Annotated in this window: 23 protein-coding genes and 1 other annotated feature; all 23 genes read right to left on the reverse strand. The window is 38.8% G+C overall.

Annotated elements, in window-relative coordinates:
* Window positions 1-77: 77 nt before the first annotated feature.
* Window positions 78-1,391, reverse strand: coding sequence for a solute carrier family 23 protein (locus E2K98_RS01215; protein ID WP_133332498.1), 1,314 nt, complete (start codon window positions 1,389-1,391; stop codon window positions 78-80).
* Window positions 1,392-1,569: 178 nt separating this feature from the next.
* Complete coding sequence (pyrR, locus tag E2K98_RS01220; protein WP_133332499.1) at window positions 1,570-2,115, reverse strand: bifunctional pyr operon transcriptional regulator/uracil phosphoribosyltransferase PyrR; 546 nt, start codon at window positions 2,113-2,115, stop codon at window positions 1,570-1,572.
* A gap of 155 nt (window positions 2,116-2,270) precedes the next feature.
* A complete protein-coding gene (locus E2K98_RS01225) occupies window positions 2,271-3,182 on the reverse strand; it encodes an RluA family pseudouridine synthase (protein WP_133332500.1) in 912 nt (303 codons plus the stop codon).
* Window positions 3,154-3,645, reverse strand: coding sequence for a signal peptidase II (lspA, locus tag E2K98_RS01230; RefSeq protein WP_026574815.1), 492 nt, complete (start codon window positions 3,643-3,645; stop codon window positions 3,154-3,156). Before lspA ends, E2K98_RS01225 begins: the two co-directional genes overlap by 29 nt.
* 76 nt (window positions 3,646-3,721) lie before the next feature.
* On the reverse strand, window positions 3,722-4,015 hold the full coding sequence (locus E2K98_RS01235) for a hypothetical protein (RefSeq protein ID WP_133332501.1): 294 nt from the start codon (window positions 4,013-4,015) through the stop codon (window positions 3,722-3,724).
* Window positions 4,016-4,156: 141 nt separating this feature from the next.
* A complete protein-coding gene (gene ileS, locus E2K98_RS01240) occupies window positions 4,157-6,928 on the reverse strand; it encodes an isoleucine--tRNA ligase (protein ID WP_133332502.1) in 2,772 nt (923 codons plus the stop codon).
* A 267-nt stretch (window positions 6,929-7,195) separates the two neighbouring features.
* Window positions 7,196-7,431 (reverse strand) — a binding site (T-box leader).
* A 50-nt stretch (window positions 7,432-7,481) separates the two neighbouring features.
* Complete coding sequence (locus tag E2K98_RS01245; protein ID WP_133332503.1) at window positions 7,482-7,997, reverse strand: DivIVA domain-containing protein; 516 nt, start codon at window positions 7,995-7,997, stop codon at window positions 7,482-7,484.
* Between the two features lie 84 nt (window positions 7,998-8,081).
* Window positions 8,082-8,855 (reverse strand): YlmH family RNA-binding protein, encoded by a 774-nt coding sequence (locus E2K98_RS01250; RefSeq protein ID WP_133332504.1) that lies wholly within the window; start codon window positions 8,853-8,855, stop codon window positions 8,082-8,084.
* Window positions 8,856-8,888: 33 nt separating this feature from the next.
* The gene (locus E2K98_RS01255) at window positions 8,889-9,152 is read right to left on the reverse strand and encodes a YggT family protein (protein WP_133332505.1); all 264 of its coding nucleotides are present in this window, start codon (window positions 9,150-9,152) and stop codon (window positions 8,889-8,891) included.
* 6 nt (window positions 9,153-9,158) lie between these two features.
* Window positions 9,159-9,593 (reverse strand): cell division protein SepF, encoded by a 435-nt coding sequence (locus E2K98_RS01260; RefSeq protein ID WP_133332506.1) that lies wholly within the window; start codon window positions 9,591-9,593, stop codon window positions 9,159-9,161.
* A gap of 12 nt (window positions 9,594-9,605) precedes the next feature.
* Complete coding sequence (locus E2K98_RS01265; RefSeq protein ID WP_133332507.1) at window positions 9,606-10,283, reverse strand: YggS family pyridoxal phosphate-dependent enzyme; 678 nt, start codon at window positions 10,281-10,283, stop codon at window positions 9,606-9,608.
* A 7-nt stretch (window positions 10,284-10,290) separates the two neighbouring features.
* Window positions 10,291-11,109, reverse strand: coding sequence for a peptidoglycan editing factor PgeF (gene pgeF / locus E2K98_RS01270; RefSeq protein ID WP_133332508.1), 819 nt, complete (start codon window positions 11,107-11,109; stop codon window positions 10,291-10,293).
* A 74-nt stretch (window positions 11,110-11,183) separates the two neighbouring features.
* On the reverse strand, window positions 11,184-11,447 hold the full coding sequence (locus E2K98_RS01275) for a YlmC/YmxH family sporulation protein (protein ID WP_133332509.1): 264 nt from the start codon (window positions 11,445-11,447) through the stop codon (window positions 11,184-11,186).
* A 361-nt stretch (window positions 11,448-11,808) separates the two neighbouring features.
* The gene (gene sigG / locus E2K98_RS01280) at window positions 11,809-12,588 is read right to left on the reverse strand and encodes an RNA polymerase sporulation sigma factor SigG (protein WP_026574805.1); all 780 of its coding nucleotides are present in this window, start codon (window positions 12,586-12,588) and stop codon (window positions 11,809-11,811) included.
* Window positions 12,589-12,757: 169 nt separating this feature from the next.
* Entirely contained in the window at window positions 12,758-13,477 is a 720-nt protein-coding gene (gene sigE / locus E2K98_RS01285) for an RNA polymerase sporulation sigma factor SigE (RefSeq protein ID WP_133332510.1), read from the reverse strand.
* Between the two features lie 45 nt (window positions 13,478-13,522).
* The gene (spoIIGA, locus tag E2K98_RS01290) at window positions 13,523-14,446 is read right to left on the reverse strand and encodes a sigma-E processing peptidase SpoIIGA (protein WP_133332511.1); all 924 of its coding nucleotides are present in this window, start codon (window positions 14,444-14,446) and stop codon (window positions 13,523-13,525) included.
* 244 nt (window positions 14,447-14,690) lie between these two features.
* Entirely contained in the window at window positions 14,691-15,824 is a 1,134-nt protein-coding gene (gene ftsZ / locus E2K98_RS01295) for a cell division protein FtsZ (RefSeq protein ID WP_133332512.1), read from the reverse strand.
* 40 nt (window positions 15,825-15,864) lie between these two features.
* Complete coding sequence (gene ftsA / locus E2K98_RS01300; RefSeq protein ID WP_133332513.1) at window positions 15,865-17,154, reverse strand: cell division protein FtsA; 1,290 nt, start codon at window positions 17,152-17,154, stop codon at window positions 15,865-15,867.
* Window positions 17,155-17,276: 122 nt separating this feature from the next.
* Window positions 17,277-17,639: a small basic family protein gene (locus E2K98_RS01305; protein ID WP_133332514.1), complete on the reverse strand. Its 363-nt coding sequence runs from the start codon at window positions 17,637-17,639 to the stop codon at window positions 17,277-17,279.
* Complete coding sequence (locus tag E2K98_RS01310) at window positions 17,639-18,379, reverse strand: DUF881 domain-containing protein (protein WP_133332515.1); 741 nt, start codon at window positions 18,377-18,379, stop codon at window positions 17,639-17,641. The genes E2K98_RS01305 and E2K98_RS01310 overlap by 1 nt, the downstream gene beginning before the upstream one ends.
* Before the next feature lie 52 nt (window positions 18,380-18,431).
* Window positions 18,432-19,169 carry a DUF881 domain-containing protein gene (locus E2K98_RS01315; RefSeq protein WP_133332516.1) on the reverse strand — a complete coding sequence of 246 codons (738 nt, stop codon included), beginning with the start codon at window positions 19,167-19,169 and terminating at the stop codon, window positions 18,432-18,434.
* Window positions 19,135-19,908 (reverse strand): cell division protein FtsQ/DivIB, encoded by a 774-nt coding sequence (locus E2K98_RS01320; RefSeq protein ID WP_133332517.1) that lies wholly within the window; start codon window positions 19,906-19,908, stop codon window positions 19,135-19,137. Before E2K98_RS01320 ends, E2K98_RS01315 begins: the two co-directional genes overlap by 35 nt.
* Window positions 19,909-20,137: 229 nt before the next feature.
* Entirely contained in the window at window positions 20,138-21,046 is a 909-nt protein-coding gene (murB, locus tag E2K98_RS01325; RefSeq protein WP_133332518.1) for a UDP-N-acetylmuramate dehydrogenase, read from the reverse strand.
* Window positions 21,047-21,291 lie beyond the last annotated feature (245 nt).

Below are 21,291 nucleotides of genomic sequence, written 5' to 3' on the forward strand. Positions count from 1 at the left end.
CTATCAAACATTAACCTATCGTTTTTGTACTACACCCTTATAAGCCTCTCTGGACTTCATTTAAAAGGATTTTGCAATTATGCTGTTTTCTTCTTATTTTCCACTTCATCTTCGTCAAACATATTTTCACTCACCGGAGGTCTTCCAGGAAGAATAAGGTTAAGTAAAACACCGAAAATTGCTGCTAAGGCCATTCCTTGAATTTGGAATGTATCAGATACTTTAATGAATGCCCCGCCAATACCAATGACAAGGATAACAGATGAAATAACTAAGTTTCTTTTATCCCCAAAATCAATTTTACTATCAACTAACATCCTTAATCCTGAAGAAGCAATGATTCCGAATAACAGGATGGAAACACCGCCCATAACAGGTGTCGGAATGGTGCTAATCAATGCTGAGATTTTACCTACAAACCCAAAGATAATGGCAAAAACTGCTGCACCGGCAATGATATAAACGCTGTAGATACGGGTAATCGCAAGGACTCCAATGTTTTCACCGTATGTGGTCTTTGGCGGCCCTCCAATAAGTGATGAAATGAGTGTCGCTGTTCCATCACCAAGAATTGATCGGTGTAAACCAGGATCTTTAATATAATCATGTCCAACTACTTTGCTTAAGACCAGCTGATGGCCAATGTGTTCCGATAAGGTCACTACGGCAACCGGAACCATCAGCAGGACTAAATCCAAAGTGAATTTAACTTTATAGCTGATAAACGGGAAGATAAAATCCGGAACTTCAAACCATTGTGCTTTTAATACTGGACTGAAGTCGACAATCCCTACTATTAATGCATATATATAACCAATAACGATTCCGCCTAATATTGGGATGATACTCAACATGCCTCTTAAGTAGATTGAAAAGATAATGGTTGCTGCAAGTGTCACAAGAGCCACTGAGAAATGAAGCAAACTATATTTTTGTGTCACTGGGTTATTCATCGCCATTCCAACAGCCGTTCCGGAAATGGCCAAACCGATTACAATGATCACTGGACCAACAACAACCGGAGGGAGGAGTTTCATGATCCAACGATAACCGGCCCTGCTAATGATCAGTGCGACAATTCCGTATAAAAGCCCTGCCATGAAAGTGCCAACCATTGCTGCCCCTGGACCGCCTGCTGTTTTTGCTGCAATAATCGGGGCGATAAACGCAAAGGAAGAACCAAGGTAGGCAGGAACTTTAAATTGTGTAATTAATAAAAACGCCAAGGTCCCAAGTCCGCTCGATATTAGCGCAATCGCTGGACTTAATCCAACCAAATACGGAACAAGAATTGTAGAACCGAACATTGCGAATAAATGCTGTAGACTTAAAGTCAGCCATTGTCCTGGCTTTGGAACGTCTTTTACGTCTAAAATTGGTGAGCTTGACATTTTTTCTCCTCCAGTTTTCATAAGGGGTTTTTCTTTATTTATTAGCATGGATTTTTTTTTCATAAAAAAACCTCTTTGCCCGGAATGGTACAAAGAGGATAGAATTACCGAATATTGAGTGTATACCCGGTTTTTCCCCTTTGTCAGCCTCACGGGACTGCTATTAAAAGGGTGCTATTTATTTGTCATAAATACTTACTTGATCAACTTGGTCAATTTCTGCTAATTCAACCACGATTTTTTCCACACTTGATGTCGGAATGTTTTTCCCGACATAATCGGCTCTAATTGGAAGTTCTCGATGTCCACGGTCTACTAATACGGCTAGCTGGATTACAGAAGGGCGGCCCAAGTCCATAATGGCATCTAGCCCTGCTCTTACCGTTCGTCCTGTATATAATACATCATCTACAAGAATAACTTTTTTATCAGTAATTTCCGCAGGAATATCTGAGCCTTTTACAAGTGGTTCTTGATTATCCGTTTTCTTCGTCAAATCATCTCGATACAAGGTAATATCCAGTTCTCCTACAGGAATAGGTTTACCTTCAATCTCTTCAATTTTTTTTGCCAGGCGTTCAGCGATATAAATTCCCCTAGTCCGAATCCCAACAAGAACACATTCTTCAATACCTTTATTTTTTTCAATAATTTGATGAGCAATCCGTGTTAAAGCTCTCGAAATCGCCTGCTCATCAAGAACAATTGCCTTTTGATTATTCATAAAAAAACCTCCCGCTGTGCTTGGCGAGAGGTTGACAATTCTGAAATTAGGCAAAAACCCCCTAAAGACATAAACCGTTACCTTCTCAGCCTCACAGGACTGATTTAAAGGTCATATTCAACTGTTGTTATCTTACAATACTTTTTATTCCCGTGTCAACGATTATTTCGTAATTGATCTAACAGCCTTTCAAAATCGGATGGAATCGGTGCTTCAAATTCCAGATATTCCTGAGTTCGCGGATGAACAAAACCCAGTACCCCTGCATGTAATGCCTGTCCGTCAATTTCAAGTGTTTTCTTCGGTCCATACTTAGGATCTCCCGCAAGTGGATAGCCAATGTATTTCATATGGACACGAATTTGATGGGTTCTCCCTGTCTCTAATTGACATTCTACCAAGGTAAAATGGTTATAACGCTCCAGCACATGAAAATGGGTCACCGCATGTTTGCCATCATCCACCACAGTCATGCTTTGACGGTCCTTTGGATCCCTTCCCAGCGGTGCGTCAATTGTACCAAAATCATGCGGGATAACCCCATGCACAATTGCCTTATATTTACGGGTTACTGATTTTTCAACTAATTGATTTACTAAGCTCTCATGCGCCATATCGTTTTTTGCAACCATTAAAAGACCTGAGGTGTCTTTATCAATTCGATGAACAATTCCAGGACGTAATACCCCATTAATACCAGATAAATCCTTGCAATGTGCCATTAGGCCATTTACAAGCGTTCCCGTTAAATGACCTGGCGCAGGATGAACGACCATTCCTCGCGGCTTATTTACAACTAACACATCGGTATCCTCATAATAAATATCTAAGTCCATTTCCTCTGGAATCACATCGAGTGGTTCTGGATCTGGAATCGTAATCTCGATAAGATCATTTACTGCACATTTATAATTTGTTTTCACCACTTGTCCATTAACGAGGGCATTTCCATCCTTTATCCATTGTTGGACCTGTGTTCTTGACCATTCTTCATCAAGGGCAGAAATTACTTTATCAATGCGGTCGCCCTTTTGTTCCTCAAGAATGGTGTGTTCCATTTTCTCCATATGATTTCTCCTTTGATTCTCTCTCATCACGCAGCATCGAAATCATTAATAAAATTACGCCGATTACTAATGCTGAATCTGCAATATTAAATACTGGAAAATTATAACCAAAAATAAACGTATGAATAAAATCGACAACTTCCTTACGAATCACCCGGTCAATGAAATTCCCAATAGCCCCTCCAAGCATAAAAGAAAGGGAAACTCCAAGCAGCCATTTACCTTTTGCTGCTTTTTGTAAATAGTAAATTAAAGCAATAATGACCACCAAGGTGATGACGTAAAATAGCCACATTTGTCCTTGTAAAATTCCCCATGCAGCTCCTCGATTTCTATGGGAGGTAATATAAAGAAAATTTTCTATAATGGTGATGCTTTCGCCAAAATGCATTTTACTTACAATTAGCCACTTCGTAATTTGATCCAATACAATAACAAAAATCGCAATTAAGTAATAAAACACTAAGAAATACCTCCACATTTAACATTACTTCCTTAGCATTTTAGCATAATGAATAGCGAAACGACAATGTGATGGATTAAAAAGAGGAATTTATCGGTTTTTTATAAAATCTAACCAAATACTCTGAATCTTTTGTTGACTTTAACGTGGGGATTAACTGTAATAAATCGTCCGGCAGTAATTCACCTGAAATTTCACATTGACCATATTGGCCCCTTTTCATTTTTTCCATAGCAGAATCAATATCAGCAAGTTCTTCCTCCAATATAGAGGTAATCCACTCCCGCTTACTCTTGTGTTTTAATGAATGTTCAATTTCTTCTTTTGTTTGACGGAGTTCCAAAAACAGCTTTTCCTGCATTGCATTCATAGTTGTTACCTCCGCTTTCATTATTGTTTCATTATTATCCACCGTCTGACCAAAGCTGACACGGATAAACATTTGACATCAAAAACAACAATTAACGGAGGTGGAAAAATTTAAAAGCCCTGTTAACACAGGGCTTAATCTTTAGGCTAAATGTGTATAATTTTCTTTTACTACTTCTGCACAGCGCGGGCAAAGTGTTTTATGCTCTGAATCCTGGCCGACCTCTGGTGAGACAACCCAGCAGCGCTCACATGTCTCACCTTCCGCTTTGGTGACAACAATCGCTGCATTTTCAAGTTTAAGAGCATTTTCAGGTGCATCCTCCATAGAGCCTGCAACTTCAAAACCAGAGACAATAAATAACTGCTGCAAGCTTTCTTGAATCGAATCTAAAAGAGCTTTTGTTTGCTCATTTACATACAGAGTAACTTTTGCTGTTAACGATTTTCCAATTACTTTTTCATTTCTAGCTTCTTCTAGCGCTTTTAAGACATCATCCCTGAGTTTCATAAATGATGACCATTTTTCCTCTAAATCTTTTGCATTTGCATAATCTACGTATTCAGGAAGATCTGTCAATTGAACACTCTCCTCCTCAACATCAGGAATAAACTTCCAAACCTCATCCGCTGTATGAGAAAGAATCGGTGAAACCAATTTAGTTAAAGCAACCAATGAATCATACAAAACAGTTTGGATGGCACGGCGTTCATGATTATCTTTTGCCTCAATATATAGGACATCTTTTGCAAAATCCAAATAGAATGCGCTCAAGTCAAGTGTACAGAAATTATTTACTGCGTGATAAATACCGGAAAACTCATAATTTTCATATGCATTTCGGACATTTTTAATTAGCTTATTTAATTTGACAAGCATAAATTGATCCACTTCTCGTAAGTTTTCAAAAGCAACCTTATCAGAAGCTGGGTTAAAGTCTGCTAAGTTTCCTAATAAGAAACGGAACGTGTTACGGATTTTTCGATACACTTCGGCAACTTGTTTCAAAATGGCATCTGATACACGGACATCCGCTTGATAATCAACAGAAGCTACCCATAAGCGTAAAATATCAGCACCAAGCTGGTTCATAACCTTCGATGGAAGTACTGTATTTCCTAATGATTTACTCATTTTTCGGCCTTCACCATCAAGTGCGAAACCATGGCTTAGAACTCCTTTATATGGAGCTTTTCCTGTAACGGCAACAGCTGTAGAAAGTGATGAGTTAAACCAGCCGCGATATTGGTCGGAACCCTCAAGATAAAGGTCTGCCGGGCGGACTAAATCTTCTCTTTCTAGTAAGACAGCCTGATGGGAAGATCCTGAGTCAAACCAAACGTCCATGATATCTGTTTCTTTTGTAAATGTGCCATTCGGGCTGCCCGGATGGGTAAATCCTTCAGGAAGCAACTCTTTCGCTTCACGTTCAAACCAAACATTTGAACCAAACTGGCGGAATAAGTCTGATACATGATTAATTGTTTCATCCGTGATGATTTCTTCCCCATTTTCTGCGTAGAATACTGGGATTGGTACACCCCAGACACGCTGGCGGGAAATACACCAATCACCACGGTCACGCACCATATTAAATAGACGAGTTTCTCCCCATGCAGGAACCCATTTGGTTTCCTTAACCGCTTCAAGGAGCTCATTTCGGAAATCTTTAATTGAAGCAAACCATTGGGCAGTAGCTCGGAAAATGACCGGTTTTTTGGTTCTCCAATCATGTGGATAGGAGTGTGTAATAAATGAAAGCTTTAACAGTGCCCCTTCTTTTTCTAACGCTTCTGCAATCGGTTTATTCGCTTGATCGTAAAATAATCCTTCAAAACCAGGTGCTTCATTCGTCATATGCCCTTTATCATCCACTGGACAAAGTACTTCCAAACCATATTTTTGACCAACATAGAAGTCATCTTCCCCATGGCCTGGAGCAGTATGGACACAGCCAGTACCGGCATCTGTTGTGACATGCTCCCCTAACATAACTAATGAATCACGGCCGTACAACGGATGCGAAGCAATGATATTTTCTAGTTCAGAACCTTTTAGTTTTTGTACAACAGCTGTTTCTTCCCAGCCAATTTCCTTTGTTACAGCTTCTAAAAGAGCTTCGGCAACTAAGTATTTATTTCCATTTGCAGTTACAACTACATACGTTAAATCAGGGTGAACAGAGATCCCTAAGTTTGCAGGAATCGTCCAAGGAGTTGTTGTCCAGATGACAATTTGGGTATCGGCATCAAGAACACCCTTTCCATCTTTCACTTTAAAACCAACATAAATGGAGGCTGAACGTTTATCTTGGTATTCAATCTCTGCCTCAGCAAGAGCTGACTCACTGGATGGTGACCAATAAACAGGCTTTAGGCCTTTATAAATATAACCTTTTTTCGCCATTTCCCCGAATACTTTAATTTGCTGTGCTTCATACTCCGGTTTCAGAGTGATATAAGGGTTTTCCCAATCACCGCGAACACCAAGACGTTTGAATTGAGTTCGTTGGTTATCAATTTGTTGTAAGGCATATTCAGTACAAAGCTTTCTGAATTCCGCAACGGTCATTTCTTTCCGCTTTACACCTTTATTGGTTAATGCCTGTTCGATTGGCAGACCATGTGTGTCCCAGCCCGGTACATATGGCGCTTGGAAACCGCTCGATGATTTATAGCGAACGATAAAATCCTTTAAAATTTTATTCAGAGCATGACCCATATGGATATCGCCATTTGCATATGGAGGTCCATCATGAAGGACAAACATTGGACGTCCTTTTGTCCGATCATGTACTTTTGCATAAATATCAATTTCTTCCCATTTTGCCTGGATATCTGGCTCCCTTTGCGGAAGATTGCCCCTCATTGGAAATTCAGTCTTTGGCATTAATAACGTATCTTTATAATCCATTTTTTCTTCCTCCAATAAATATTTCTATTGAACAGATTAGACCATTTTTACAATTGTCTCTGTTAAACATGGTTGTTGATTTCCGCTCCAGGCACTTCGCTTTCCGTGGGCGGTCTGGGGAGCCTCCACATCACTTTGCTCCTGCGGGGTCTCCCCTACCCCGTACTCCCACAGGAGTCTTCGTGCCTTCTGCTCCAATCAACTTTGTTTAAAAATCAATATTGTTCTTTAATATTTCCTTACAATAAAAAAACCCTCTCATCCCAAAATAGGGACGAGAAGGTTTTCCCGCGGTACCACCCTGATAGACAAGTACATATATACCCATCCGCTTAACCATTCGTAACGTGAATCATACGCCAAAGCCTACTAACCTTATATAGATTTTCAGCCTGGGACTCAAGGGTGATCTTCCAACTTTTCAACTTTACCGGGCTTTCACCCTCCCCGGCTCGCTAGAAAAAGCATCCGAAAAATTGTACTGTCCCTTTCATCGTCATTGTCCATACTATTTAATCTGTTAGAAAATTATATGCTATTAACTAAAGATTCGTCAAGTTAATGAATCTTCTTCTTCGTGAACTTTTAGTTCGGTTGCATCAATTTCGTATTCCAATAAATGATCCCAATCATCTGTGTTCAACATATCGAGCTGGGCTTCAATTAGCATCTTAAATCTTGTGCGGAAGACTTTTGACTGCTTTTTCAAATCCTCAATTTCCATTGCAATTTTTCGTGCTTTAGATAGGGATTCGTTTACAATCCGATCAGCATTTTTCTCAGCCTCTTTAATAATCAGCTTAGCTTCCTTTTGCGCACTTCGTTTTACCTCTTCACCCGCTTCTTGAGCAATAACAATTGATTTATTTAATGTTTCTTCAATATTTACAAAATGGCTCAAGCGTTCATTCATTTCATTTAAACGCTCTTCCAATTCTTTTTTCTCGCGTAAAACTAATTCATAATCCTTTATTACTTGATCAAGAAATTCATTTACTTCATCCTCATCGTAGCCTCGAAAACCTTTATTAAATTCTTTATTGTGTATGTCTAACGGCGTTAAGGGCATGATGCCACCTCCATCAATGTATGCGTCTGTATGTATAACATTATTAATTCGACAAGATTTTCGATTTTCCTGCTGAAATATAAATTATTTTTGTTTCCCAACTTGTATTCGCCATTTTTCTTTCTTTGTTTTTCCATCAATTGACAAAATTTTCACTCTGCCGTGTCCGCGGACAGAGATTAAATCGCCTTCTCCACATTCAAAGGAAGGGCTTTCGGTTAGAGTCCAGTTAACCTTAACTAAGCCTTGCTGAATCAGAAGCTGCGATTTTTGCCTGGAAAGATGATGAATTCCAGACACTACCGTATCCAAACGCAAGGATGAAACTGTCATTTCACTTTCTACCCATTCATTGTGTACAGAAATTGCCTGATCAAGTTCTATTTCCTTTAATCGTACGGTGGCCCGCCCAATGGATTGCAGATTCATTTTAATATAATCACTAACTTCCTTTGAAGCAAAAAATTGAACTCTTTCTTCCTCAAACAGAATATCTCCGAATTTCCCCCGCTTCAAGCCCAATGACATTAGTGTTCCTAATACCTTTGGATGTTCAATCGTCAAAAATTTGGAGGGATATACAATTTCAAATAATGCAATTTGGAAATCATCAAGGGTCTCTGAAAAATAATCAGGAATAATTAGCGCTCTTTTTCTTTCAACGCCTAAATTACCGCCAAAGAGGCGGTATTGAATTGAACTATTTTCACCAATCAGGACTTTTAAAATATGCTGTTCCCTTGGATCAAGGAAATCCGTCAGCCTAGTAGAATAAGAGGATTCCACATAATCCTTCCAATGTAATACCTGATCAATAAATTCCAGCTCTTCAGGCCGAAAATGCTGATAAATATTCATAACCGTCTCCTAACTAAAGCGGTAAAACCGAAATTAAACAATCCAACTTTGCAATGCTCTTAGTCCTACCGGAGCATAATAGAGAACGAAAAATGCTGCCAATGGGGATAGATCCATCATGCCGATTGGAGGAATAATCCGTCTAAATGGCTCTAGGAACGGTTCACAAATTCGTGCAAGGAAAGAACCAATTTGCGAGCTGCTCATATTTGGGAACCAAGACATTAAAATATAAATGATTAGAATCCAACGATAAATTCCGATTAACTGAATTAATAGATTAAAAATTAAATCCATTTCCGTTTACCACCTCGTATCCTGAAATTCACTTTCCTTTACCAATGCTTCTGTAATATTACCGGACACTTCTACATTATCAGGTGTACACAAAAAAATCTTTTCGCCAATTTTTTGAATTTCTCCGCTGATGGTATATACTGCACCGCTTAAAAAATCTACAATTTGTCTTCCCTGTTCACTATCAATGCGCTGCAAGTTAACGACAACGGCACGGCGATTTTTTAAATGATCAGCAATCTCAGTCGCCTGAGAATAAGTGCGCGGTTCGACGAGTACAACCTTTGAAGACTTTTGTACACTTTGCAAGCTTACAACATTTTGAGGTTTAGCAGCTGGTTTGGGCTGTCTGACAGGCTGGACTTCTTCTACAATGTCCTCATTTCCATCAAATTCCTCATCTAAAAAGAAAAACGTTTTTAATTTTGACTTTATGCTCATCATCATCCACTCCTAACCATCTTCGCCTACTAGTGCTGTTCCTATTCTTACCATTGTTGCTCCCTCTTCAATTGCAATTGCAAAATCATTAGACATTCCCATCGAAAGCTCTGTACAAGGCGCATAATCTAGTTGAAGTTCCATGATTTGGTCCCGCAACTGTCTTAACCCGCGAAAACTATTGCGAAGCACGTTCTCATCATCGGTAAAAGGTGCCATTGTCATTAAGCCCTCAACCCGAATGTTTTTCAATGGCTGAAGCTGTATAATAAATTCAATTGCTTCTTCAGGTGTTAAGCCATGTTTTGATTCCTCTTCGGAAATATTCACCTGAACGAGACATTTAACTGGTTTCACTGCACGCTTATTGATTTCTTCTGCCAGGGAAAGTCGGTCCAATGAATGGACATATTCAACTTTATCGATGATATTCTTTACTTTTCTTGTTTGCAAAGTTCCAATAAAGTGCCATTTAGGCTTGTCCCCTAACACTTCCCATTTCTTAAGAAGACCTTCATCACGGTTTTCTCCCAGATTTAAGATACCAGCTTCAACTGCTTCCATCGCTCTTTCCGTACTCACATATTTGGTAACGGCAATGACCTTTATTTCGTCGGGCTTTCGATTTACTGTTCGACATGCCTCTAATATTTGCTCATTAATATGTTCAAGCTTTGCTGCTACTTTCATAATCGTTTTAGCTCTCCTTCCAACCAATGAAACTCATCATTCTTCCTGACCGTCCCTTATCACGACGATGGGAAAAAAATTCCCCTTCATCGCAACTGGAGCAAAAACCGGTCACGAGAATATTTTGATTAGGTATACCTGCCTTTATCAAAATTTGCTTGTTAAGCTCACGCAAATCTAATGAATATTGACCATCATTTACTAAATTATATGGCTTTTTTTCGACATCTTCTAGTGCTTTTTCTACAAAATCAATAACACGGTCATCTACAATATAACATTTTTCACAAATAGACGGTCCAATTGCCACAAAAATTTGGTCAGGACTAATTCCTTCCGCTTTAAACTTCATAATCATAGTGGCGGCTATTTCATTGACCGTTCCTTTCCAGCCGGCATGGGCGGCTCCAATCAAATGTTTCTCCGGTGCAATAAAAAAAAGAGGGACGCAATCTGCAAAGCAGAGAGTTAATAAAATGCCCTCTTCAATTGTATAAAAACCATCCGTCCCTTTAAACGAATGTTCATAAGCATCAGAACCTTTTCCTCGGTCCGCCTTTGTGATCTTTTGAATCACAATATCATGTGTTTGTTCAGCACCAACCCATTGTTTCAAAGGGAATTGGAGCAGGTCAGCAACCTTCGCTCTATTGGAGCATACATGAACTGGATTGTCACCGACGTGAAACCCCATGTTTAGCTTTTCAAATTCCCCTAGTGAGTCCCCGCCTTTTTTGGTCGTAATACCGGCAACTAAACCGGGGAATTTCTCCATCCAGCTTTGTATTGTAAAAAATGATTGATTTCCTTTAACAAATGAATCCATGATCTACCTCTTCTTTTTCCTATAGTTTAACATGAATAGTAAGATTGGTCACCGCAAGGATAACTTGGTGACATTTAGGCTTCATCAGAGATTTTTTCTTCAAAGCCTTTATAACGGACCAATATTACATCCTGGCCAATTTTGATAATATTCTTCCATGGAATCACAATATCTTGATCCTTTCCAAAAAGGCCGAGGACCCTGCCGCTTCCGCTTATGACGACGGCTTCAATTCTTCCTGTTGATAAATTAATTTCAATATCCCCGATATTCCCTAGCCTTTTCCCATCTGAGACATTGACAACGTCTTTTATTTGAAAATCAGAAATTTTAACCATCCTTATTCACTCCCATTTTTCTATATACTATAGAAAATATATGATAAAAAGATGGAATTTATTTTGAATTACAAAAGAAAAAGCGGAACCGCCTTAGGAACAAGCACAGCTTGTTCCTGTGATGATTATTCTAAGTAGTTTTCCTTAGTGATCAGACCCAACAGCTGCTTGCGGGCCTGACGGTGAAGTCGTTTTTTTGACTTCATCAGCATGCCTACAACACTGAATTTGCATCCTTGAAGGCATACGACGAGGTGAACGGCACTTTTTGAATATGCTTTGCCGAAGGAGCAGGATAGCGACCTAGAGGGGCTATGCACTGGAGCTAGACAATTAAATAAAGCTGCCCATTTTGGACAGCTTAATTTTGGATGTTTTTATTCATTTGTCGGATTGCGGCTTTCTCTAGACGAGAAACTTGGGCTTGAGAAATTCCAATTTCGTCAGCTACCTCCATTTGCGTTTTACCTTGGAAGAACCTTTTTCTTAAGATTAATTTTTCGCGGTCGTTTAACCTGCGCATACCTTCTTTTAAGGCAATCTCTTCTATCCAATGGATATCTTTATTTCGTTCATCGCTTAATTGATCCAATACATAAATCGGGTCGCCGCCATCATTATAAATTGGCTCGAAGAGAGAAACTGGGTCTTGAATCGCATCAAGTGCAAAGACGATTTCTTCATGGGGAACCTCTAAAACCTTCGCTATTTCTTCGGCAGTTGGTTCCCTGGACGTCTCACTCATTAGCCTTTCTCTAACTTGCAGGGCCTTATAAGCAATATCTCTCAGAGATCTGGAAACACGAATCGGATTATTGTCACGTAAATACCGACGAATCTCTCCAATAATCATTGGTACGGCATAGGTGGAAAACTTTACATTTTGACTTAAATCAAAGTTATCAATTGATTTCATTAGTCCAATACAGCCCACCTGAAACAGGTCATCAACAAACTCTCCACGATTGTTAAATCGTTGAATAACACTTAACACGAGTCGTAAATTTCCGTTGACGAGCTTTTCACGGGCAGTTAGGTCGCCCTCTTGCATTTGCTTGAAGAGTAATCTCATTTCTTCGTTTTTTAATACTGGAAGCTTTGATGTGTCCACACCGCAAATTTCAACCTTATTTCGAGTCAATCCTTTTTCCCTCCTCACAGGAGCTGCTGTACAAAAAACAGTATCTCCTTGGGCAGGAAAAATATGCACTTTTACTTGGCAGCTGATTGACCCTAATAGATCGAAAATCGTGCTTACATCCCGAAATTATTAGCTTTTTTGCTTAGAAAAATTTTCTTTTTTTCCAAAACTAAACCATTTTATTGAACTCTTTTCTTAATCTCTTGATTATTCTTTTTTCAAGTCTCGAAATATAGGATTGGGAAATCCCCAACATATCTGCAACATCTTTTTGCGTTTTTTCTTCTCCATTTGTAAGACCAAAGCGAAGTTCCATAATTTGCTTTTCGCGATCTGTTAATTGATGGAGGGCTTTTGTTAAAAGCTTACGATCCACATTTGCTTCCAAATCCTTTGTGATGATATCATCATCTGTTCCAAGTACATCTGAAAGCAATAATTCATTTCCATCCCAATCAATGTTTAATGGTTCATCAAAGGAAACCTCTGATCTAATCTTATTATTTCTTCTTAAGTACATCAGAATTTCATTCTCAATACATCTCGAGGCATATGTAGCAAGCTTAATTTTCTTTTCCGGGTTAAACGTATTGACTGCTTTAATTAAACCGATGGTACCAATACTGATTAAATCTTCAATATTAATTCCTGTATTTTCAAACTTTCTGGCAATATAAACTACAAGTCTGAGATTTCGTTCAATCAAAATGGATCGTGCTGCTTTATCCCCGCCAGGTAATTTTTTTAAAAGCAGTTCTTCTTCATCTTTACTTAATGGAGGGGGCAATGCCTCGCTTCCGCCAATATAATAAACTTCGTCCGTTTTAAATCCCAATTTGATTAGTAGTTTATACCAGTAATAGGAAAAGCGTATTCTCCATTTTTTCATGCAAGTTCCTCCTTCTAAAAATATGTTTTTCTGAGTATAGTAATATTAACTTACCTTTTCTGTATTCCCGGGCTGTCTAGGTCCAGTAAGCATTTTTGGATGGACGATGCATTGGAAAGCATCATCGGGAGAAAGCTCTTGCATAGTAAACGACACAAGACCCTTTTCACAAAGGAAGCAATCACCGTTTTTCTCAATTAATATAGAGTCAGGTTTTACCGCCATAATCAGTTGATGCTCTTGTCCAACCACACGAAAAGGAATTATTCGAAGCTTGTTTTGCCATTCTGAAGGTAATTCTTCCTCTCCCATTAATAAAGTCTCAGAATTCGCTGCCATCCGCTTGATTGGTTCTGACATAACTTCCATTTGGTTTTTAATCGAGATAAACATAACGGGAAGCCTTGTTAAAGGATCATACACTTGATTTCCACTATCCACCAATCCTTTGAATGCATAGGTCTCAGAATTGATCGTAAGGTTAACACTAACAATTTGATCAAACTGAATCTTCGTCATTTCCATCCCTTCCACATTCTTCTTTGAAAAATGCCAAGCAATCGGAAACCCGATAAAAACAAACAGCCAGCTGATCGGATCTCCAAACCCCTTTAGTCCAGCAAGCAGGATGGACTCTGTTTGTAGAAAATAATGCGCCCCAATCAGTGCACCACCAATCAAAAACGTAGAAACATATAATGTCATTAATGCCTTTATAAAATAGACCAGTCGCTTATATCCAAACGTGGCAAGAATCATCAATACCGAAAAGAGAAGTTTTGTAATCGGATGGTTTGAAAAGGCATGTATGGGTGTGAACGATAATAAAATAATCAAGGAACCGATAAATCCACCAGATAACAACCTCCATAATCGAATCTTTCTCTTTAAAAAAATCGCTGTTAAATATAGGAGCAGAGTATCAAATAAAAGGTTTAGAGCCCAGATTACATCTAAATATACAATCAAATAGCTTCCCCCTTCATTGATTCCCCCAAAAGAAAACTAAACCTCTTTATATTTCTATTATTCTGTTTTTTATCTTGTTTAGGAAAAAGTATAACGCACATAGAGCGCTGAAGTGTGTCACTTTCTGTAAACAAAAAAGCAGAAATTTTCACTATATGTCAGAGATTTTGTCGTATTTTTCCAGTCATATAAAAAGAAAAGGCACGGTCCCTATGCAGGACCGTGCCTTTTCTTTTAAAAAAATCTATCTTCTACGATTCCGATTTCTTAAGAAAGTTGGAATATCTAAAGTTTCTTCTTGAGAATTATTTGTATTGCGTACCGGTTCTTGTGGTACTTCTTCACGCTTTGGTTCTCTTTTAACGTTTCCAATTGGCGGTTTAGCCTGCCCAAATGAAGGGCGAGCCACTTTCGGCTGAATGACTTCCTCATTAAATCCGGTAGCAATGACGGTTACGATAATCTCATCTTTTAGATTATCATTGATAACAGATCCGAAAATCATGTTTACTTCTTGGTCAGATGCTGTTGCAACAATATCGGCTGCCTCTTGCACTTCGTACAAGCTCAAGTTTGAACCGCCGGTAATGTTCATCAATACACCTTGCGCCCCATCAATGGATGTTTCAAGTAATGGAGAACTAATTGCTTTCTTTGCAGCTTCAGCTGCACGATTCTCACCAGCTGCAATACCGATCCCCATTAATGCAGAGCCTTTATTCGACATAATCGTTTTTACGTCCGCAAAGTCCAGGTTAATCAATCCTGGAACCGCTATTAAGTCAGAAATACCCTGAACACCTTGACGAAGTACATTATCAGCCTCACGGAATGCTTCAAGCATAGGTGTGCTTTTATCAACAATTTCTAAAAGCCGGTCGTTTGGAATGACAATTAGGGTATCTACCGCTTCCTTCATCGAAGCAATTCCCCCGGATGCCTGTGTAGAACGTTTTTTCCCTTCAAAGGTAAATGGACGTGTAACGACACCCACTGTTAATGCCCCAAGCTCACGAGCAATTTGTGCAATGACAGGCGCCGCTCCGGTACCTGTTCCGCCGCCCATGCCTGCGGTTACAAATACCATATCCGCCCCGCGTAAAGCTTCTTCTAATTGTTCTTTACTTTCTTCAGCAGCTTTTTTTCCTACTTCAGGATTAGCCCCAGCCCCAAGACCTCTGGTCAATTTACCGCCAATCTGCATTTTTACTTCTGCCTTTGAAAGATTTAAGGCCTGTGCATCTGTATTTACAGCAATAAATTCAACGCCTTGTACCCCATGTTCAATCATTCGGTTGACTGCGTTATTTCCGCCTCCGCCAACACCGATTACTTTTATTGTCGCAAGAGAATCTAAATTGGTATCGAACTCTAACATGACAAATCCTCCTAATTCGTCGATTTTCCTTTTCGTATGCTTATTCGAAAAAGTAACCAAGGATTTTTTTAACTTTTGATGACATCTTTTCTTCTGGTTGCTTTTCTACCTTTGCTTTTGGCTGTTGTTGTTGTTGTTTTGGGACTTTCTTTTCGATCGGTTCCGAAACTGGCGATGGTGCAGCAACAGGACCCCCTGGTAATCTAGCATTCTTGTAAGCATATTTGATTAGACCAACCGCTGTTGTATATTGAGGCTCTCTTACTCCAATATAATCAGGTATAGCTATGCGAACTCTATTTTGCAATATCACCTGGGCAAGCTCCAGCACTCCTTGCATATTTGCGATTCCGCCGGTCAACACATACCCTCCAGGCAAATCATTAAAGCCTTTTCGTTTCATTTCATGTAAAATCAAGTCAAAAATTTCTTCTAATCTCGCTTCAATTATGTCAGAAATTTCTAGTTGGTTGAATTGTTGATGCTGATCACTTCCGATTATCGGAACACTGAATACTTCATCCTCTGAAGCTTCATCATAGAAAGCATGTCCATGTTTAATCTTGATTTTTTCGGCATCCTCCGTAGAGGTGCATAAAACCTTTGAAAGATCATTTGTAATATGCTCTCCACCAACCGGCAAGACACTGGTTGATTTTAAATAACCCTGTTCAAAAACTGCCAGGGTGGTAGAACCGCCGCCAAGATCAATTAAGGCCACCCCAAGATTTTTTTCATCCTTTGATAAGGCAAATGAACCCGCAGCAAGCGGCTGAAGGGTTATGTCAAGAATCTCCAAACCTGCCTTTTCAACACATCTGAGTGTATTATGCAAAATGGTTTTAGACCCTGTTATGATGGTCCCTTCCATTTCTAAACGAACACCAATCATACCGCGCGGATCATTGATTTCATCAAGTCCATCAACGATAAATTGTTTGGAGACTACCCCGATGATTTCTCTTTCAGGAGGAATGGAAACGACTTGGGCCGCGTCAATTACCCTTAGGACATCATCATTGGTAATTTCCCGATTCGGACTGGAAACGGCTACAACGCCATGGCATGGCTGCAACATGACATGATTCCCCGTTATTCCGACAATGACTTGTCTAATTTCCATTCCAATCATTCTTTCTGCCTGCTCTATCGCTCTCTTTATTGAATGAACGGTTTCGTCTATATCTACAATTGATCCTTTACGTAAACCTTCCGATTTTACATTACCAACACCAATTATATTTAATGAGTCATTGACCATTTCACCAATGATAACTTTTACACTGGATGTACCGATGTCAAGACTAACATATATTTCATTGCTGTTCATTCTTTGGCACCTCCTTTAGCATTCCTTCAGTCGAACAACAATTTTATTTTGTTCAAAAAAAGTTTCCTATACATATCTTATAAAATTATTCGTCACAACTAAATGATTCCCTTTAAAATTCATCAATTTTTTTCTAATTTTTCTTTGCTAGATGACCATTTTGCTATTAAAATTCGTCGAATGACAGCAATATTTTGAAACAACCTGACTCCAAATGCAAACACTGCTGCTAAATACAAGTCTACACCAAGATGGACACCTAGAAAAGCTAAACTTGCTGCAAGGATGATATTAAAGAAAAAGCCGGAAACAAATACTTTTTCATCGTAAATATTTTGCAGATTTGCTCGAATTCCCCCAAACAATGTGTCCAGTGCAGCGAGCACAGCAATCGATAAATAATTTGCATATTCTTCGGGAATTCGAATATCAGTAAACAACCCGAGAACCGACCCAATGATTAATCCAAGTATGGGCAGCCACATTACTTATTGCCTCCTCCTTCATTTCCTTTAACCGGCTCCATATAACGAATTCGAATTGGATTTTCATAGGAGGGAACCGTCACTTTTGTTTTAGGTGAAGATACAGTCAATCGCAAATTTTCAATGTAAAACTCCTCAATAGACTTTGAAACCTTCATTCGATTATACAATTTTTCTGCAGTATCGATACTGTCTGCGACCACTTTTACCTCTATTGGCAAGCTTTTAATGGTATGTCCATCAATTTTCGTTTGGGCATTAATATCACGAATAACGGTAGTATTAATCACTCTTTGTCCATCAATTGAGACATATTTTGCCTCATACATATTTAATTCATTTAGTAATCTTTGCAAAAGATCCGGAGAAACTTCTTGGGTTACAGATGCCCCTAATTCAATTTCCTCAAGCGCGGGTTCGATTTTCAAGGTAATTCCGGGGCCTGTTACCTTTGTTAACCCGGCTTCAACCTTTAACTCATTTAATGTATCTTTCAGTGCCTGCTCCTTACCCTTCTTTCGTTTCGACTCATATGCGGTCAATTTTTCCTCATTTGAACGAATTTCACTTAAAAGAGTCGACTGCAATTCCTTTTCCTTTAACAAGGCCTCACGAATCTCCCATATATCTCGTGTATCACGATCAACCGGTTTTTTTATCGTTTGAAATTGAATCGCAATCATAAAACCGATTATGGCAGTAATCAAGGTAAAGCTTAAGTTTTTCTTCGGTTTGTCCACCTTTTTCACCTAACCTTTTAATATATTAAATTGTGGACATTGTTTTCATCTACTAATTCCCTAAAATAGGATTTAGAGTTATTTCATTCTCTTGTTCAAGGCTAAAAACAATATTATCATTCACAAGCTGATCCTTTACCCCTCCGGTAAGATTTAATGCAGCAGTTAGAACATCGGGGTCTCCTATTGCCGTTATCATAAAAGGTGCCGGATGCTGCACACCATCAACAGTAATGACAGGACCATTGCAATTAATGTAGGAATGACTTGTCAGCCTTTGGCCATTGATGGCAATTGCCGCTGCACCTGAGATATATAATTCATTTATAACTTTAAACACATGGAATTCATGAACTAAATAATTATTAACATTGACCACTTTAGGGTTATAGGCACCATCCGCCAGAGTCACTTTGACCCCTCTGCCCTTTACCTTTACCTTTCCTAAAAACATCCGGTATTTCTCCGCATCTTCTGCAAGGTTGTAAAAGACCTGCGCTTCCTTCGAAAGGTCTTTTTCATTTTCAAAAACCATATTTTGCTTTTTTGCTAATTCCTTTTCAAGTTTTCTGTTTGATTCCTTTTGTGCATTCAACTGGTTCCTTAAATCAAGGGTTTTCTCCCATTGTTGGTCTGAAAGCCTCTTCGTATCACTCATGTGTTCTCTTTGAGTTAAATGATAGGAAAAGGCAATTAGATACCCAAGCACCAAACACACAAGGGACAAGATTACGTGATTACCCTTGACCTTTATCCTACCCACCTTTTTGTTCCTCCGTCTTTGTATCATATGCCTTGAAATAAGAGCCTACTTCTAAGTCAATCACCCCTTTTTTATTTGGGTCTAATTGGCTCACGATTGAAGGATAATGAACCATTTTTTCTGAAAAGCTTCTTAAGGTTGCACTCACTTCGAAACCATCATTCATAAATAAGGAGATATGATATTTGTCTGTTTTTTTCGGAGTATAGTGAATCTCAGATATGGAATTTACAATTTCAGCGGGAAGATTTTTTAGTTCATCAACCATTTCATTTAAGACAGTGCCTTCCTCGAAATCAAAAAGAATGGGAGAATTACTCGGAATTTCTTTAAACGATTTCTCCGTAAGTATTTTCCCATTTTCCATAACTGGATAATAGGAGCCTTCTTTTTTCAGGTAGGCAATTCGTTTATGCTCTTGGATGGTAATCATAATAGTGTTGGGCCATTGAATCTTAACTTTTACCTTGTTAACTTCTGAAAGTTCCTTTAATTTTTGAGAAATCTCCTTGCTCTTAACCTTCCAAATATTCGTATTTTTCGTGACCCCAGTTTTTTTGATAATTTCCTGACTGGAATATAAATCATTTCCTATCACAGTAATACGTTTAACATGGCTTAATGGTGATTGCATATAGGCGATAGCTGCAATGAATGTAAAAAAAAGAAGAAGCAGGAGAATAAGCCTTCTGTTTGCTTTTCGCCGTCTTTGCTCTTTTAACTTAGGTATTCTGTCCTCTAAAGCAACAATTTTACCTTTATCCATTCCTTTCCCCCCGTCAAAAGAACAACATTAAGCTTGTCCCCAAAAATAGCTTAAAAAATTTCCAATTTGCTTTTAAAGTGAAAACAACGGCACGAATAATCATGCCGTCATTCATTTTCTTCCGTTTTTTTATTTATGATTAGTAATTATATCACAATATTTGTCATTCGGACGAAAAATTAACGTTAGAAAAAAGCAATAAATTTTGGTATTTAACATATCACTTTTTCTATTTTCTGCCAATGATTTCTACTTCTGTTTCCATTTTAACTTCATATAAGCTATAAATCGTGTCCTTTACATATTGTATTAAAGCAAGGACATCACCAGCTGTTGCATTTCCAGCATTGACAATAAAATTGCCATGCATTTCTGAGATTTTGGCCCCGCCTATGCTATGCCCCTTTAATCCAGCCACTTCGATTAACTTTCCGGCATAGTTTGGAAGAGGATTCCGAAAAATACTTCCCGCGCAAGGAAAATTCCATGGCTGTGTTTCTTTTCGGTAATCCTTATTTTTTTGCATCTGTGAAACAATGCTTGTTTTTTCTCCCGATTCAAGTTGGAAAACAGCCTCGACCACAATTCCCGGACGTTTCTTTTGTAGTACAGATGTTCGATAGGTAAATTCCATTTCTTCGTTTGAGAGCCATTCCATTGTTCCATTTTCGAAAAGAATGAGGGCTTTCGATAATATTTTACTAATGTCCGATCCATGTGCTCCTGCATTCATATAAACTGCCCCGCCGACAGAACCTGGAATTCCACTCGCAAATTCAAGGCCTGTTAAACCCATTTTACTAATTTTTGTAGCTAAGCTTACAAGTGAATAGCCGCCGCCGACTCTAATTTCAGAATCCTTAACAGTAAGTTGATCTAAGCCGGTACCTAGTTTAATTACCACACCTTCAATTCCCTTATCAGAAACTAAAAGATTGGAACCACGACCGATTGCCCTCCATGGGAATTGATGCTTACGGACTAATTCCATTACTTTTATTAAATTTTCAGTTGAAGAGGGTTCAATAAATAAATCGGCTGGACCGCCTATTTTGATGGTGGTATGGTTTGCTAGCAGTTCGTTTTGTTTTACTTTTCCAATGTCTAATTCCTTCAATTGTTTAATTATTTCGTTCACTTAATCACCCTGACTTTCTAAACCTTTTTTATACAATTTATGCTTAAAGTGAATTTGGGCTACCTTAGTTTTTCGTTTGTTAGTTTTTTTATTAGTTGTATAAACTCATTTACGCTCCAGGCTCTCGCTTTCCGTGGGCGTTCCGGGGAGCCTCCTCGGCCGTTGAAGCGCCTGTGGGGTCTCCCCAGTTCCGTACTCCGCCGCATGGGTCTCGTGCCTTCCGCTTAAATTAATAAACTATGGTA

The organism is Bacillus salipaludis (assembly GCF_004358205.1).

Coding starts and splice junctions, on each gene's coding strand:
- sigE (WP_133332510.1), bottom strand. CDS start 13,477: ATGAAAAAATGGAGAATACGCTTTTCCTATTACTGGTATAAACTACTA.
- pgeF (WP_133332508.1), bottom strand. CDS start 11,109: ATGGATTCATTTGTTAAAGGAAATCAATCATTTTTTACAATACAAAGC.
- ftsA (WP_133332513.1), bottom strand. CDS start 17,154: ATGAACAGCAATGAAATATATGTTAGTCTTGACATCGGTACATCCAGT.
- E2K98_RS01250 (WP_133332504.1), bottom strand. CDS start 8,855: ATGAATATTTATCAGCATTTTCGGCCTGAAGAGCTGGAATTTATTGAT.
- ileS (WP_133332502.1), bottom strand. CDS start 6,928: ATGGATTATAAAGATACGTTATTAATGCCAAAGACTGAATTTCCAATG.
- pyrR (WP_133332499.1), bottom strand. CDS start 2,115: ATGAATAATCAAAAGGCAATTGTTCTTGATGAGCAGGCGATTTCGAGA.
- E2K98_RS01275 (WP_133332509.1), bottom strand. CDS start 11,447: ATGGTTAAAATTTCTGATTTTCAAATAAAAGACGTTGTCAATGTCTCA.
- E2K98_RS01265 (WP_133332507.1), bottom strand. CDS start 10,283: ATGAAAGTAGCAGCAAAGCTTGAACATATTAATGAGCAAATATTAGAG.
- E2K98_RS01255 (WP_133332505.1), bottom strand. CDS start 9,152: ATGGATTTAATTTTTAATCTATTAATTCAGTTAATCGGAATTTATCGT.
- E2K98_RS01215 (WP_133332498.1), bottom strand. CDS start 1,391: ATGTCAAGCTCACCAATTTTAGACGTAAAAGACGTTCCAAAGCCAGGA.
- ftsZ (WP_133332512.1), bottom strand. CDS start 15,824: ATGTTAGAGTTCGATACCAATTTAGATTCTCTTGCGACAATAAAAGTA.
- E2K98_RS01245 (WP_133332503.1), bottom strand. CDS start 7,997: ATGCCCTTAACGCCGTTAGACATACACAATAAAGAATTTAATAAAGGT.
- E2K98_RS01260 (WP_133332506.1), bottom strand. CDS start 9,593: ATGAGCATAAAGTCAAAATTAAAAACGTTTTTCTTTTTAGATGAGGAA.
- E2K98_RS01225 (WP_133332500.1), bottom strand. CDS start 3,182: ATGGAGAAAATGGAACACACCATTCTTGAGGAACAAAAGGGCGACCGC.
- E2K98_RS01315 (WP_133332516.1), bottom strand. CDS start 19,169: ATGATACAAAGACGGAGGAACAAAAAGGTGGGTAGGATAAAGGTCAAG.
- E2K98_RS01305 (WP_133332514.1), bottom strand. CDS start 17,639: ATGTGGCTGCCCATACTTGGATTAATCATTGGGTCGGTTCTCGGGTTG.
- E2K98_RS01235 (WP_133332501.1), bottom strand. CDS start 4,015: ATGAATGCAATGCAGGAAAAGCTGTTTTTGGAACTCCGTCAAACAAAA.
- E2K98_RS01320 (WP_133332517.1), bottom strand. CDS start 19,908: ATGGATAAAGGTAAAATTGTTGCTTTAGAGGACAGAATACCTAAGTTA.